Source organism: Rubrivirga sp. S365 (assembly GCF_032248475.1).
Classification (GTDB): Bacteria; Bacteroidota; Rhodothermia; order Rhodothermales; family Rubricoccaceae; genus Rubrivirga; species Rubrivirga litoralis.
On sequence record NZ_JAVTTN010000001.1, the window covers coordinates 1,341,571 to 1,354,383 of the forward strand.

The following is a 12,813-nucleotide window of genomic DNA, read 5'->3' on the forward strand; positions in this document are numbered from 1 at the left end:
GATTCGAGGGCGGCCCGCGGCGCATGTGCACGCGCCGACTCCGCCCCGCCCGACACCACCACACATGAGCTCCCCCGACCGAACCCCCACCCTGACCAAGAAAGACCTGGCGCGCCGCGTGTCCGAGGCCACCGGCGAGCCGCTCTACAAGTGCGAGCCGTGGGTCCAGGCGACCATCGAGTCGCTCCGCGACATGATGCTCTCGGCCGACCCGGAGGTCCGCGTCGAGCTCCGCGAGTTCGGCGTGTTCGAGGTCAAGAAGACGAAGGCCAAGCCGAAGGCCCGCAACCCGAAGACGAACGAGACGGTGTTTATTCCGGCCCGCCGGAAGACCCACTTTAAGCCGGGCAAGTACCTCCGGCAGGAGCTCCAGACGCCGCTCGAAGAGCTGGGCTACGAGATCCCCGAAGGCAGCGCCGACCACCCGAGCCGCCGCGCGAAGGCGGCCTAGCCGCCCCGCCCGCTGGCGCGTCCGCCCCGCCCCGCACGACCGCGGGGCGGGGCGGCGCCGTTTGGGGGGAGCCCATCCGTGCGCCGTTCGTGGGTCCGCCCCGCCCGGTGGGCGACCGCCGGTCGCCCCTACGGCCCCGCCCAGACGCTACGGCCCCGCCCAGACGCTGCGGCCCGACGGCGTCGCATGCCATGCCGCACCGTCGGCCGCCCCGCCCACGCCGAGGGCGGGGTGGGGCATCTTCCGCCTTCCGCCTTCCGCCTTCCGCCTTCCGCCTTCCGCCTTCCGCCTTGCGATGACCGCCCCGCCCCGCCCCCGCCTTGTCGGCATCGACTACGGCACGCGGCGCGTGGGCGTGGCCGTGGCCGACCCGCTCCGGCTGTTCGCGCGGCCGCTGGGGACGTACCGGCCGGGCGAGGCGCTGGGCGTGCTCGCCGCGCTCCACGCGAGCGAGGGCATCGAGGTCGCCGTCGTCGGGTGGCCGCTGCTCGTGGACGGCGCGGAGGGCAAGGCCGTCGACCGCGTGCGGCCGTTTATCGGGCGGCTGAAAAAGGCGGTCCCGGGCATCCGCGTCGAGGTCCAGGACGAGCACGGGTCGTCGAAGCGGGCGCTCGCGGACCTCGTCGAGGCCGGCGTGCCACGCGGCCGCCGGCGCGGCGCGCTCGACGCGGCGGCCGCGTGCGTGATCCTGGACGACTGGCTCGCCGAGGGCGGGGAGGCCGTGTGAAAGGGCGGGGCGGGGCGGCTCCCGGCCGCTCCTCGCGCGTTGTGTCCGCCACGCCCTCCGACTCCTGCTTTGATCCTCCCGATCTACGCCTACGGCCAGCCCGTCCTCCGCGACCGCGCGGCGCCCATCGAGGCCGACAGCCCCGAGCTCCAGACGCTCCTCGACGACATGATCGAGACCATGCGCGGGGCGAACGGGGCGGGCCTCGCGGCGCCTCAGGTCGGGCGCGCGCTCCGCGTGTTCGTCGCCGACCTCTCGTCGTACGCCGACGACCTCGCGCGCGACAACGGCGGCGAGGTGCCCGACTACGCCCGCGGCCCGCTCGTGCTCATCAACCCCGAGATCGTGGTCGACGAGGCGTGCGACGACGTGGACGCCGAGGAGGGGTGCCTGTCCATCCCCGACCTCCGCGAGACCGTGTGGCGGCCGGACCGGCTCCGCGTGCGGTTCCTCGACCGCCACTTCGAGCCGCAGGAGCTCGACGCCGAGGGGCCGCTCGCGCGCGTGGTCCAGCACGAGCTCGACCACCTCGACGGGGTCCTCTACCTCGACCACCTCTCGCCGCTCCGCCGGCGGCTCCTCCAGCGCCGCCTGAAGGCCATCGCCCGCGGCGACGTCGAGACCGATTACCCGCTCGCGTTCGCCGAATAACGCCGCTCCGCCCGCGCGAGGGCGGGGCGGTCAGGAAAGACCGGGGCGCCCCCGAGGCCGGACCTCCGCCCCGCCGCTCGGGGTAGGACCGCTCCACACACCTACGATCTGATGGCCGATCTCTCCACCAAGAAGGACCCCCTCCACCTCCGCGACGAGCGCCCCGACTACGTCGAGGACAAGGTGGGCGAGGACAACGAGGACGGCGTGGACTACTCCGAGGAGGTCCCGCCCCAGGTCAACGCCGGCCCGCAGGACCCCGGCTCGCTCGGCGTCGACAAGCCGACGGTCGAGCTGGACGAAGAGAAGGTGCGGCAGGCCGAGCGCGAGGGGAAGGGGTACCAGTAGAGTCCGGTGGCCCGTCTGCCGCCCACCGCCCCGCCCGCGCTCGTGGGCGGGGCGGTGGCGTTTCGGGGCGGGGCGGCGTCAGGCGCGGCGGGCGCGGAGGTGGGCGGCGGCGCGTTGGCCCCGAGCCGCGATCACGCGGTATGCCCTGACTGCGAGGCCGGGCGCGGCGTTCATCAGCTTGGCCGACGCCGCGTTGGGTAGGCACGCCTCGACGGGCCGGTCGCGGAGCACGTCCTGGAGGAGCGTCGAGACCTGCCCGGTCGTGAGCGGGGTGCCCGTCAGAAACGTCACGGCCGCCTCGTCGCGGTCGATCTGGTCGTCGAGCATCTGCGTGTCGACCACGCCCGGGCACACGGTGCTGACGGCCACGCCCCGTTCCCTCAGCTCGCACGCGATCGAGACGGAGAACCCGCGGACGGCGTGCTTTGTGGCGCCGTAGATCGCGTTGCCCGGCGTGTACGCGATGCCGGCCAGCGACGCCATGTTGACGATGTGGCCCCACCCCTGGGACACCATCTGCTCGGCGGCCACCTTCGACCCGTAGAGCACGCCCTTCACGTTGACGTCGACCTGGAGGTCGATCTGGCGGTCGTCGATCTCCCAGATCCATCCCGGCGTGAGGACGCCGGCGATGTTGCAGACGGCGTCGATCCGACCGTGCTCCTCGACCACCCCGCCCACGACGTCGCGCCACGCGGCGAGACTAGACACGTCGAGCCGCCGGAGTTGGGCGGGCGTGTCGCCGAAGGCGGCCTCCAGCCCGTCCAGGTCGAGGTCGCACAGGACGAGGCGGCGGTCGCCTTCGGCGAGCAGGTCGCGGGCGAACTGGCGGGCGATCCCGTTCGCGGCGCCCGTAATGAGCGTGACGGCGGGGCCGTGGGGGCGGGGCGGCATGGGCAGCGGGGGCGGGTGATCGTCCAGAATAGGGCGGGGTGGAGGACCGGGAATGCCCGCCCCGCCCGGGAGCTTCACGCGGCCGCGCGGGCGGGGCGGGAGCCGTTTCCGCCCGCGCGCGTGTCCGTACGATGTGCCGCCCCGCCCCCGTCGAGGGCGCCTCCACCCCGCCCTCCCCATTATGCCCGCTTGGGCCGCCGCCCTGCTCTCCGTCTTCGGCCTGTCACTCGTGTCGCTGGCCGGCGCGCTCACGCTGTCGCTGAAAAAAGGGCGCCTGGAGCGGGTCATCTTCCTGCTCGTCTCGTTCGCCGTCGGCGCCATGCTGGGCGGGGCGCTCCTCCACCTCATCCCCGAGTCGTACGAGGCGTTCGGCGGCGGACCCGAGACCGGCCTGCTCGTGCTGGCGGGCGTGCTGTCCTTTTTCGTCCTCGAGAAGTTCCTGCACTGGCGCCACCAACACGGGGCGCCCGAGGCCATCGCCGGGGCCACGGGCCACGCGCACCACCCCGCCCACGGGGCGCCGGGCGGGGCGGCCGGCAGTGCGGAGGGCGGGGCGGCCCCGTTCGCGCTCGTCGCGCTGGCGGGGAGCGTGGCGCACAACCTGATCGACGGGGCGGTCGTGGCCGCGGCCTACCTCGTCTCGATCCCCACAGGCGTGGTCACGACGCTGGCCGTGATGCTCCACGAGATCCCGCAGGAGATCGGCAACTTCGGCGTGCTCGTCTACGGCGGCTACGCGCCGCGGAAGGCGCTCCTGTACAACTTCGCCGCCGGCCTCGTCGGGCTCGTCGGCGCGGGCCTCGTGCTCCTGCTCGGCTCGCGCGTCGACGGCCTGGCCGACGGGCTCCTGCCGGTCACGGCCGGCGCGTTCCTCTACATCGCCGGCAGCGACCTCATCCCCGAGCTCAACCGCCGCCACAGCTACCCGGCGTCGAAGGCGGTCGGCCAGCTCGTGATGATGGTGCTCGGCATCGCGCTGATGGCGCTGCCGCTGGTGTGGGAATGAGCGGAGGGGGCAGGTAGAGCGAGAGAGCGGGAAGAGAGAGCGGGAAGAGAGAGCGCGGGAAGAGCAGGTCGGGTGCCCGCCCGCCCCGCTCGCGTGCGAGGGCGGGGCGGGAGCCGTGCGTGGAGGAGCAGAAAGCCTTGACCCGCCTCGCCCCCGTCAACAGGTTGCTCTACCTGCTCTACCTGCTCTACCTGCTCTACCTGCTCTACCTGCTCTACCTGCTCTACCTGCTCTACCTGCTCTACCTGCTCTACCTGCTCTACCTGCTCGCCTCCGCAATCCTCGCCGCCGTCTCGGCAAATGGGCGGAACGTCACACCGAGCTCCCGCACCGCCTTGTCGTTCGCGTAGCGGTGCGTCTCCGCCGCCGTCCGCGCGGTCGCCTGCGTCAGCGGCGGCTCGCTCCGCGTGACCGCCCCGCCCAGGCTGCCGAGCGCGCCGGCGAGGCGGAGCAGGGCGGGGGGGACCGTCGCCCGGGGCGGGGCGGCGCCGAGGGCCGCGGCGAGCGTGCCCAGAATCGCCGTCCAGCTCAGGTTCTCCGACGCCAGCACGTAGCGCTCGCCGGTCCCGCCCCGCTCGGCCGCCGCGCGGAGACCCGTGACGACGTCGGCCACGTCCACGACGGCCGTGCCGCCGGGCGGGGCGAGCGGGAGGCGGCCGGCGGCGACGCGCGCGACGAGCCGGCCGGTGCCCTCGTCCGGCCGCGCGCCCGGGCCGAACACGAGGGCGGGGTTGATGGTCGTGGCGTCGAGCCCCTCGGCCACGGCGCGCAGCACTTCCAGCTCGGCGTCCCGCTTGCTGGCCGCGTAGGCCGTGTTCTGGCGCGAGGGCGTCCACACGGCGGTCTCGTCGATGGCCCCGCCCGCGTGGTCCGGCCGCCCCAGCGCCGCGATGCTCGACGTGTGGACGAGCCGGCCCACGCCGGCGTCGAGCGCGGCGTCGACGACGTGCGCCGTGCCGCGGACGTTGACCGCGCGGAGCGCCCGCCGCGCGGCCGGGCCGAAGGCGACGACGGCCGCCACGTGGTACACGAGGTCCACGCCGCCCATCGCCTCGCGGACCGAGGCCGGGTCGGTCACGTCGCCCAGCGCGTGCTGCACCTCGCGGGCCGCCCCGCCCAGCAGGTCGAGCCGCGACGTGGGCCGCCGGAGCACGCGGACCGCCGTCCCGCCCGCGACGAGCGTGCGCACGAGCGCCGACCCGACGAACCCGGTCGCGCCGGTGACCAGGATCACGACGGGACGGCGAGCGTGACCTCGCCGGCGTGGAGGGCGACCTCGCCGGCGTCGGTGGCGAGCCGGAGCGCACCCGTCGGCGCGAGGCCGACGACGCGGCCTTCGACCGGCGGCCGGTCCGTCCCGGGAAACCCCACGGCGACGGTTTCGCCGCGCTGTTCGAGACGCCCCTCAATGTCCGCGACGAGCCGGGCGGGGCGGCCCTCGGCGTCGGCCAGGCGCGCTTCGAGGCGGCGGAGGAACGGGTCGAGCGGGGCGAGGCGCTCGACGGGCCGCCCGGTCACGAGGCGGACCGACGTGGCGCGGTCGGCGAGCGCGTCGGGAAACGCCGCCTGCTCGACGTTGAGCCCGGCGCCCAGCACGACGGTCGGCCGCCGCCCCGCCCACGTCGCCTCGGCGAGCACGCCGGCCAGCTTCCGCCCGCCCACGCGGACGTCGTTCGGCCACTTGAGCCGGGCGCCCACGCCGAACGCGTCGAGCGCCTCGGCGAGCGCGAGCCCGGCCGCGAGCGCGACGAGCCCGAGCCGCTCGGCATCGAGGGCGGGGCGGAGCACGAGCGACAGCATGAGGCTCTGGCCCGGCGCGTCGGCCCAGGTCCGCCCCCAGCGGCCCCGCCCCGCCCGCTGGTGCGCGGCCGTGACGAGCGCGCCGTGCGGGGCGCCGGCCTCGGCCCACGCCGCCGCCTCGGTCATCGTCGAGCCGACGGCGTCGAGGTGGCGGGCGGGGTGGCCGAGTGGGCGAACGGGCATGGCGGAAGGTAGGAGGGATGCGGGACGGAGGGATAGAGGAATAGGGCGCACGCGGGGCGGGGTGGCGTCAGATTCGCCCCGCCCGTGGGGCGTAGGGGCGACCGGCGGTCGCCCGCGCCGGCAACCGCCGGTGGGCGGGGCGGCCCCCGACCACCCCGCCCGACGGCGGGCACCCGTAGGGACACGGCGTGCCGTGTCCGGGGCGGGCGGGGAGACCTGGGATGGCGCCGACACCGTCCCGAGGCGACGGCAGTCCCCCTCCTGGCCAGGAGGGGATAGGGGTGGTGGTCGGGCGAGCACGGCGGCCTGGACGAGCACCGCCCCGCCCGGCGGCCTGCGCTGATCGGGACGCGACGTACCGCGTCCGGGAAGGGCGGGGCGGTCTGAGGAGCTTGCCCCGCTGGACGGCGCCCCCTCCATCCCGCATTCCTCACCGCCCCGCCCGCACCGTCCACACGGTTCGCAGGCGGACGGGGGCCGCGAGCGGGACGTCCGTCCGCGTGTCGGTCTCGACCTCGCGTGGGAGCCACGCGCCGCCCCGCCCCGGCGCGAGCGCGACGCGCACCCGGCTCGCCTCGGTGTAGACGGCCGAGTCCGCCCGGCGCTCGACCTCGACGACGACCGGCCGGGCCGTCTGCGGGTCGACGGCCGCGCGTACGCGGCGGACCGCCTGCTCGGCCGTCGTGTCGACGAGCACGGCCTCGACCAGCCAGAGCGCCCGCCCCGCCACGACCGTGTCGCCCACGACCGCGCGCCGGTACTGCTCGCGCGAGGCCGGGTCGACGAACGCGGGCTCGGCGGGGAGGGCCGAGCGGATCGGGTCGCGGAGGCGGGGCGGGTCGTCCGGCGGGGCGGAGAGCGTCCCCGTGCCCCGTCGGTCCTCGACGCGGAGCGCGCCGCCGTTGGACCGGAGCGTGAGGGCGACCGCGCCCACCTCGGCCCCGCTCGCGTCCCGCTGCGTCACGTCGAGGTCGGCCACGTAGCCGGCAGAGTCGAGCCGGGCGAAGGCGCCGGCTAGGGCGTCCTGGGTCACGTTCGCGAGCAAACGGTCGGCCTCCGACGGCGCCGCCGCTGGGGGCGCGTCGGCCGCGCAGCCGCCCACGGCGCTGAGGAGGGCGAACGTGACGGCGAGGCGGACGAGCAAAGCAGGCGGACTCGAATGGGCGGGGTGGGGGCGCTCGTCAGAACCCGCCCCGCCCCGCCGGGTTGCAGCGGCCCCCGACCGCCCCGCCCCGCCCGCACGCATGTCCCTCGACCGAGAGCGCTCCGTCGCCGAAGCCGCCGCCCACGCCGCCGCAGACTTTATCCGCGAGCACGCCGGCGGGCTCGACGCCTCCGACGTCCGCTCGAAGGGGACGCACGACCTGGTCACGTTCGTCGACGAGGGCGCGCAGCGGATCGTGCTCGACGCGCTCCGCGAGGCGTTCCCCGACGACACGATGCTGGGCGAGGAGGGCGCGTCGGAGGTGCAGGCGCGCCTGGCTGAGCCCCGCGTGTGGATCGTCGACCCGCTCGACGGCACCACCAACTTTACGCGCGGCGTCCCGCCGTACGCCGTCTCGATCGGGCTCCGCGAGGGCGGGGCGGCGGCCGTCGGCGTGGTCGTCGACGTGACGTCCGGCGAAACGTTTTCGGCCGTGCGCGGCGGCGGCTGCACCGTCGACGGCCGCCCCGCCCGCGTGGCCGAGGCGGAGCGGCTGGACGAGTCGCTGATCTCGACGGGCTTCCCGTTCCGCGACTACCGCTACGTAGACGCGTACCTCGAAACGTTCGAGGCCGCGATCCGCGGGACGCGCGGGGTCCGTCGCCACGGGTCGGCGGCGATCGACCTGGCGTGGGTGGCGGCGGGGCGGTTCGACGGCTTTTTCGAGGCCGGGCTCGCGCCGTGGGACGTGGCCGCCGGGGTCGCACTCGTCGAGGCCGCCGGCGGGCGCGTGGCCGGCCTGTGGCCCGGCGCTGACCCCGTCGCCACGGGTGGGCTCGTCGCCGCGGCGCCCGGCGTGTTCGGCGCGCTCGCCGAGGTCGCCGCCCCGCTCGGGCGGGCGTACCGCGAGGTGGTGGAGGGCGACGCGCTTTAGCCGCCCCGCCCGGGCGGCGATACTCGGTGGCCCCACGCGCCGCCTCATGCCCCGCCCCCGCGTCCTCGTCGCCGACGACGTCCCCGAAAACCGGACGCTCTTCTCGATCTACCTGCGCAAGGAGTACGACGTGGTCGCGGTCGCGACGGCCGAGGAGGCGCTCGCCGAGATCGAGGGCGGGGCGGTCGACGCGGCGCTCCTCGACCTCAACTACCAGGGCGGCATGACGGGCATCGAACTCGTCGCGCGCCTCCGCGCGGGCGGGGCGACGGCCGCCGTGCCGGCCCTCGCGCTGACGGCCCACGCCTCGTCGGCCGACCGCGAACGCTGCCTCGCGGCCGGGTTCGACGCCTACCTCTCGAAGCCGGTCCTGCGCGCCCCGATGCTCGAAGCCGTCCGCGACCTGCTGGGCGGGGCGGCGTAGGGGGGGCGGAGGAGAAGAGGAGGAAGACACGCGCCGCGCCTCCCGCCTCTTCTCAGAGACTGTTTGGTAGGAGTCTCCCTCCCCCACCGGGGGAGGGCCGGGGTGGGGGACAGACATGGGAGGCCAGGGCGAGGGCGGGGCGGCCGGCCGAGGTCCCCCTCCCAGCCTGCCCCGCTGGGGGGAGGAGACGGGACGTTGGATACCAGATAGTCTCTGGATACTAGATAGTCTCTCCGCCGCCCCGCCCCTCGTGCCGGGCGGGGCGGGGCGGCGGTAGCTTGGCGGCCCCTGACTGACCTCCCCCTCATGGCTGACACGCCCGCCGGGCACGGACTCCTCGCCGGCAAAGTCGGCGTCATCTCCGGCGCCCTCGACCCCAACTCCATCGCCTGGGCGCTCGCCGAGGCCGCCCACCGCGAGGGCGCCCGGTTCGTCCTCACGAACGCGCCCGTCGCCAGCCGCTTCGGCCAGCTCGACGAGCTCGCCGAGAAGACGGGCGGGAGCCCCATCGTCTACGCCGACGCGACGAACGACGACGACCTCGACGCCCTCTTCGCCGAGGCCAAAGAGCACCTGGGCGGCCCGCTCGACTTCGTGGTCCACTCGATCGGGATGGGCCTCAACGTGCGCAAGGGGAAGCCGTACGAGGGGCTGAAGTACGAGTGGTACCTCAAGACCCTCGACATCTCGGCCGTCTCGCTGCACCGGATGGTCCGGGCCGCGCTCGACGGCGACGCCATGAAAGACGGCGGCTCGGTGCTCGCCATGAGCTTTATCGGCGCCCAGCGGATCTTCTCGGAGTACAGCGAGATGGGCGACGCGAAGGCGCTCCTCGAGTCCATCGTGCGCTCGCTGGGCTACCGGCTGGGCCGGCGCGGCATCCGCATCAACGCCGTCTCGCAGAGCCCGACGCGGACGACGGCCGGCGGCGGGATCGGCGGGTTCGACACGCTGTTCGACTTCGCCGAAAAGGTGGCCCCGCTCGGCAACGCCGACGCCGCCAGCTGCGCCGACTACTGCGTGACGCTCCTCAGCGACTACGCCCGCATGGTGACGATGCAGACGCTGTACCACGACGGCGGTTTTTCTGCCATGGGCATCTCCGACGCGCTCGTCGAGCAGATGGGCGGGACCGTCGGAGAGGACTCGTGACGCGGGCGGGGTGGGTCCTCGTCCTCGTGGCGCTCTGGGCGGCGCCCGCCGCCGCTTGCGACTGCATGGCGATGGGGCCGGCCTTCCAGGCCGAGGCGTTCGATGAGCCCGACCGGATGCTCGCGCTCCTCACCAGCCACGACGAGGTGTTCGCCGGCCGCGTCGTCGAGCGCGTGCCGTTCGAGGCCCAGACGATCGCCGGGTTCGGCGCCAACGAGTACGTCTTCGAGGTCGGCCGCCGGTGGCGGGGCGGGGTGGAGGACCGGGTCGTCATATCGAACGACGGGTGGAATTGCTCCTACGCGCCTGCCTTCGACAGGGGCGACTGGTTTCTCGTGTTCGCGCGGTGGACCGAGGGTGGGGGGCTCACGACGGAGATGTGCTGGACCGCCCCGCCCATCCAACTCGGCCACGTCGCGGACGGTTGGGCAACCGGCTACTCCATCGGCGGGGGAGTGGCGCAACTGGGCGGCCTCGGCGGTGACCTGTTCGGGTGGCTGGACGCAGCGGCAGCCCGCTTCGGGGGCGTCGGTGGGGGCGAGCGGCTCGATCCGTCCGGTCCTCCTACGACGCTCACGGTCACGGTCGTGGATGGAGTGAGCGGGGCGCCCGTCCCGACCGACAGCACGCTCCAGGTCGGCGTGACGGAGTGGTGGGGTGGGGTGCAGATGGAGGGCGCCGCCCCGCCCACGTTTCAACGGCTATCTGGGGAGGGTCCTGTCCGGTTTCAGGCCACCCTCGCGCCGGGGCTCTACCAGGTCGGTGCCTCGTACGGCGACCGGCATGGCGTCGTCGGCGTAATCGCCACGGGCGGGGCGCGGATCGTCCGCGTGGCGCTCTTCGAGCTTGACCCGGGGTCCCTATGATCGGCCTCCCCGACGGCGGCCTCCGCGCGGCGTCCGTCGTGGTGCTGGCGCTCGTGTTCGTGGGCGCCGGCGCGCTCCACTTCGTGCGGCCGCAGGCGTTCGAGGCGATCGTCCCGCCGACCCTCCCCGCCCCGCGCCTGCTCGTGCTCGTGAGCGGGGCGGCGGAGATTTTGGGCGGGCTGGGGCTCCTGGTCCCGGCCGTCCGCCCGTGGGCGGGGTGGGGGCTGGTGGCGCTGCTCGTGGCCGTCTTCCCGGCCAACGTCTTCATGGCCACGCACGCCGAGCGGTTCGCGGGCCTCGCGCCGGCGTGGGCGCTGTGGGCGCGGCTCCCGCTCCAGGCCGTCCTCATCGTGTGGGTGGTCTGGGCGAGCCGCCCGTGACCGCCCCGCCCCCGGCAGGCGGGCGGGGCGGGGGAGGGGCTCCACCCCGCCCACGCATGAGGGCGAGTCGGCTCTGGCGCCTGGGCGGGGCGGCGGCGCTCGCGCTCCTCCTGGTCGGGTGCCTCGCGGACCCCGACGCCAGCGTCGTCGCCCCGCCCCCGCAGGACGGCGTCGACGTGCTGGAGACGATCGCAGACCTCCGGCTGGAGCCTGAGGCGCTGGCGCTCGGCGGCCGCGTGTCGCTCGTGGTCGCCGTGCCGGACACGCTGGGCACGCTCGTGCTCGGGCTCGACGACGCGCTCACCGTCCGCGCCGTGCGCGTGGACGGGCGGCCCGTGGAGATCCTCCGCGACGGCGACGCGCTGGGCGTCCCGGTCGGCGGCGCGGGCGGGGTGGTCGTGGTCGACGTGGACTACGACGGCACGCCGGCGGCCGGGCTCTACGCGGGCGAGGCGCCGGGGCAGCGCGTGGTCTACACCGACGCCTGGCCCGACCGCGCGGCCGGCTGGCTCCCGGGCGTCCACCACCCGTCGGACCCGACGATGCTCGACCTCACGCTCGACGTGCCGGCGGCGTTCGACGTGGCCGCGAGCGGCGTCGCCGCGTCGGACTCCGTCGGGGGCGGGCGGCGCGTGGCCCGGTTCGTGCTCGACCGCCCCGCCCCGGTTTACACGGCCGCCTTCGCCGTCGGCGACTTCGACGTGGTCGAGGGCGGGGCGGCCGCGGGCGGGGCGGTGCCGCTCCGCCACGTGCTCCTGGCCGGCGAGCGCGGCCGGGCGGGGCGGCTCGGGCGGACCGGCGCGGCGCTCGACACGCTCGCCGCCCTCCTCGGGCCGTACCCGTACGCGGCCTACGCGACGGTCCAGGTGCCCATGCGCTACGCCGGCATGGAGAACGCCGCCGCCCCGTTCCTCCGCGCCGACCTCTACGGCGCCGACGCGCCGGTCCGCAACGCGGTCGAGGAGGTCAACGTCCACGAACTCGTGCATCAGTGGTGGGGGAACGACGTGGTGCCGGCCGACTGGCGCGACCTGTGGCTGAGCGAGGGGCCGGCTACGTATCTCACGGCCGAGGTCTACCGCCGTCTCGACGGCGAGGACGCCGGGCGCCGCCACCTTGTCCGCATGGTGCGCGAGATCGGCCTTGAGGACGCCGCCCGCCGCCTCGTTCCGGCGTCGCTCGACGACCCGGCCGACGTGCTCTCAGCGACGGTGTACAACAAGGGCGGGGCGGTCCTCCACCTGCTCCGCCTGACGTTGGGCGACGCCGCGTTCTGGCATGGGCTCCGCCGCGTCCGCGAGGCGTACGCCGACCGCCCGCTCTCGACGGCTGCGTTCCAGCGCGCACTGGAGCGAGAGACGGGTCGCGACCTGAGCGGCGTCTTCCGCGTGTGGGTTTATGGCGAGGGCCTCCCCGCCCTCGAAACACGGTGGGACGGCGCGACGCAAACGCTCTCGTGGACGGTGACGGGCGACGGCGGCACGCTCGACGGCGTCCCGTTCGAGCTCTTTGTCCGCCAGGGTGGCGGGGCGGGGCGGTTCGTTGCGGCCACGGCGGGCTCCATTCGCCTACTGGGCGCCGACGCGCCGACGGTGGAGCCGGTGGGGATCCTGCTCCGCGTGGAGTAGGCGCGGGGCGCCGCCGCCCCGCCCGTTGGACCGTGAGGGCGGGGCGGCCGGCCCTTGCCGCCTGTCGTGGCCGCCCCGCCCGTCGCGGTCGTCAGCCCACGGGCGACCGCCGGTCGCCCCTACGGCCATGCTTCGTTGCCCAAACGCCGTTGCGCGCAACGGCGCTACGGCTCCCGCCCCCGTCGACCGACGGCGCCCTGGGCGGGGCGGAGAACTCTGAGACAA

The 12,813-nt window shown here is 75.2% G+C and carries 16 protein-coding genes; 12 read left to right on the top strand and 4 right to left on the bottom strand.

Annotated features, from left to right (window positions below):
* Positions 1–64 precede the first annotated feature (64 nt).
* From RQM47_RS05855 to RQM47_RS05870, 4 genes are all read left to right on the top strand, one after another.
* Positions 65–451 carry an HU family DNA-binding protein gene (locus RQM47_RS05855; protein ID WP_311663662.1) on the top strand — a complete coding sequence of 129 codons (387 nt, stop codon included), beginning with the start codon at positions 65–67 and terminating at the stop codon, positions 449–451.
* Positions 452–746: 295 nt separating this feature from the next.
* Positions 747–1,178, top strand: a complete 432-nt coding sequence (gene ruvX / locus RQM47_RS05860; RefSeq protein ID WP_311663664.1) for a Holliday junction resolvase RuvX — start codon at positions 747–749, stop codon at positions 1,176–1,178.
* 69 nt (positions 1,179–1,247) lie between these two features.
* Positions 1,248–1,829, top strand: coding sequence for a peptide deformylase (gene def / locus RQM47_RS05865; RefSeq protein WP_311663666.1), 582 nt, complete (start codon positions 1,248–1,250; stop codon positions 1,827–1,829).
* A gap of 111 nt (positions 1,830–1,940) precedes the next feature.
* Positions 1,941–2,177, top strand: coding sequence for a hypothetical protein (locus RQM47_RS05870; RefSeq protein ID WP_311663668.1), 237 nt, complete (start codon positions 1,941–1,943; stop codon positions 2,175–2,177).
* A 78-nt stretch (positions 2,178–2,255) separates the two neighbouring features.
* Here the strand turns inward: RQM47_RS05870 and RQM47_RS05875 are convergent, their stop codons facing one another.
* On the bottom strand, positions 2,256–3,071 hold the full coding sequence (locus RQM47_RS05875) for an SDR family oxidoreductase (RefSeq protein WP_311663670.1): 816 nt from the start codon (positions 3,069–3,071) through the stop codon (positions 2,256–2,258).
* A 181-nt stretch (positions 3,072–3,252) separates the two neighbouring features.
* Between RQM47_RS05875 and RQM47_RS05880 the strand changes: the two genes are divergently transcribed.
* Both RQM47_RS05880 and RQM47_RS05885 read left to right on the top strand, forming a co-directional pair.
* Positions 3,253–4,077, top strand: a complete 825-nt coding sequence (locus tag RQM47_RS05880) for a ZIP family metal transporter (RefSeq protein WP_311663672.1) — start codon at positions 3,253–3,255, stop codon at positions 4,075–4,077.
* 137 nt (positions 4,078–4,214) lie between these two features.
* Complete coding sequence (locus RQM47_RS05885; protein ID WP_314007859.1) at positions 4,215–4,427, top strand: hypothetical protein; 213 nt, start codon at positions 4,215–4,217, stop codon at positions 4,425–4,427.
* Here the strand turns inward: RQM47_RS05885 and RQM47_RS05890 are convergent.
* From RQM47_RS05890 to RQM47_RS05900, 3 genes are all read right to left on the bottom strand, one after another.
* Positions 4,337–5,311 (bottom strand): SDR family NAD(P)-dependent oxidoreductase, encoded by a 975-nt coding sequence (locus RQM47_RS05890; RefSeq protein ID WP_314007862.1) that lies wholly within the window; start codon positions 5,309–5,311, stop codon positions 4,337–4,339. The two genes, RQM47_RS05885 and RQM47_RS05890, sit on opposite strands and share 91 nt — an antisense overlap.
* On the bottom strand, positions 5,308–6,060 hold the full coding sequence (locus RQM47_RS05895) for a biotin--[acetyl-CoA-carboxylase] ligase (protein ID WP_314007865.1): 753 nt from the start codon (positions 6,058–6,060) through the stop codon (positions 5,308–5,310). Before RQM47_RS05895 ends, RQM47_RS05890 begins: the two co-directional genes overlap by 4 nt.
* Positions 6,061–6,490: 430 nt before the next feature.
* Positions 6,491–7,204, bottom strand: a complete 714-nt coding sequence (locus RQM47_RS05900; protein ID WP_314007868.1) for a hypothetical protein — start codon at positions 7,202–7,204, stop codon at positions 6,491–6,493.
* A gap of 100 nt (positions 7,205–7,304) precedes the next feature.
* On the opposite strand from RQM47_RS05900, the gene RQM47_RS05905 reads away from it, so the two are divergent.
* From RQM47_RS05905 to RQM47_RS05930, 6 genes are all read left to right on the top strand, one after another.
* Entirely contained in the window at positions 7,305–8,138 is an 834-nt protein-coding gene (locus tag RQM47_RS05905) for an inositol monophosphatase family protein (RefSeq protein WP_314007871.1), read from the top strand.
* A 46-nt stretch (positions 8,139–8,184) separates the two neighbouring features.
* Positions 8,185–8,562, top strand: a complete 378-nt coding sequence (locus tag RQM47_RS05910; RefSeq protein ID WP_314007873.1) for a response regulator — start codon at positions 8,185–8,187, stop codon at positions 8,560–8,562.
* Positions 8,563–8,868: 306 nt separating this feature from the next.
* A complete protein-coding gene (locus tag RQM47_RS05915; protein ID WP_311663684.1) occupies positions 8,869–9,714 on the top strand; it encodes an enoyl-ACP reductase in 846 nt (281 codons plus the stop codon).
* Positions 9,711–10,580 (top strand): hypothetical protein, encoded by an 870-nt coding sequence (locus RQM47_RS05920; RefSeq protein WP_311663686.1) that lies wholly within the window; start codon positions 9,711–9,713, stop codon positions 10,578–10,580. Before RQM47_RS05915 ends, RQM47_RS05920 begins: the two co-directional genes overlap by 4 nt.
* The gene (locus tag RQM47_RS05925) at positions 10,577–10,960 is read left to right on the top strand and encodes a DoxX family protein (protein WP_311663687.1); all 384 of its coding nucleotides are present in this window, start codon (positions 10,577–10,579) and stop codon (positions 10,958–10,960) included. The genes RQM47_RS05920 and RQM47_RS05925 overlap by 4 nt, the downstream gene beginning before the upstream one ends.
* A gap of 56 nt (positions 10,961–11,016) precedes the next feature.
* A complete protein-coding gene (locus RQM47_RS05930) occupies positions 11,017–12,588 on the top strand; it encodes a M1 family aminopeptidase (RefSeq protein WP_314007876.1) in 1,572 nt (523 codons plus the stop codon).
* Positions 12,589–12,813 lie beyond the last annotated feature (225 nt).

Bases quoted from the DNA above. Each gene is read 5' to 3' on its own strand.
- RQM47_RS05855 (WP_311663662.1), top strand. From the start codon at position 65: ATGAGCTCCCCCGACCGAACCCCCACCCTGACCAAGAAAGACCTGGCG.
- ruvX (WP_311663664.1), top strand. From the start codon at position 747: ATGACCGCCCCGCCCCGCCCCCGCCTTGTCGGCATCGACTACGGCACG.
- RQM47_RS05870 (WP_311663668.1), top strand. From the start codon at position 1,941: ATGGCCGATCTCTCCACCAAGAAGGACCCCCTCCACCTCCGCGACGAG.
- RQM47_RS05875 (WP_311663670.1), bottom strand. From the start codon at position 3,071: ATGCCGCCCCGCCCCCACGGCCCCGCCGTCACGCTCATTACGGGCGCC.
- RQM47_RS05880 (WP_311663672.1), top strand. From the start codon at position 3,253: ATGCCCGCTTGGGCCGCCGCCCTGCTCTCCGTCTTCGGCCTGTCACTC.
- RQM47_RS05895 (WP_314007865.1), bottom strand. From the start codon at position 6,060: ATGCCCGTTCGCCCACTCGGCCACCCCGCCCGCCACCTCGACGCCGTC.
- RQM47_RS05905 (WP_314007871.1), top strand. From the start codon at position 7,305: ATGTCCCTCGACCGAGAGCGCTCCGTCGCCGAAGCCGCCGCCCACGCC.
- RQM47_RS05910 (WP_314007873.1), top strand. From the start codon at position 8,185: ATGCCCCGCCCCCGCGTCCTCGTCGCCGACGACGTCCCCGAAAACCGG.
- RQM47_RS05915 (WP_311663684.1), top strand. From the start codon at position 8,869: ATGGCTGACACGCCCGCCGGGCACGGACTCCTCGCCGGCAAAGTCGGC.
- RQM47_RS05925 (WP_311663687.1), top strand. From the start codon at position 10,577: ATGATCGGCCTCCCCGACGGCGGCCTCCGCGCGGCGTCCGTCGTGGTG.
- RQM47_RS05930 (WP_314007876.1), top strand. From the start codon at position 11,017: ATGAGGGCGAGTCGGCTCTGGCGCCTGGGCGGGGCGGCGGCGCTCGCG.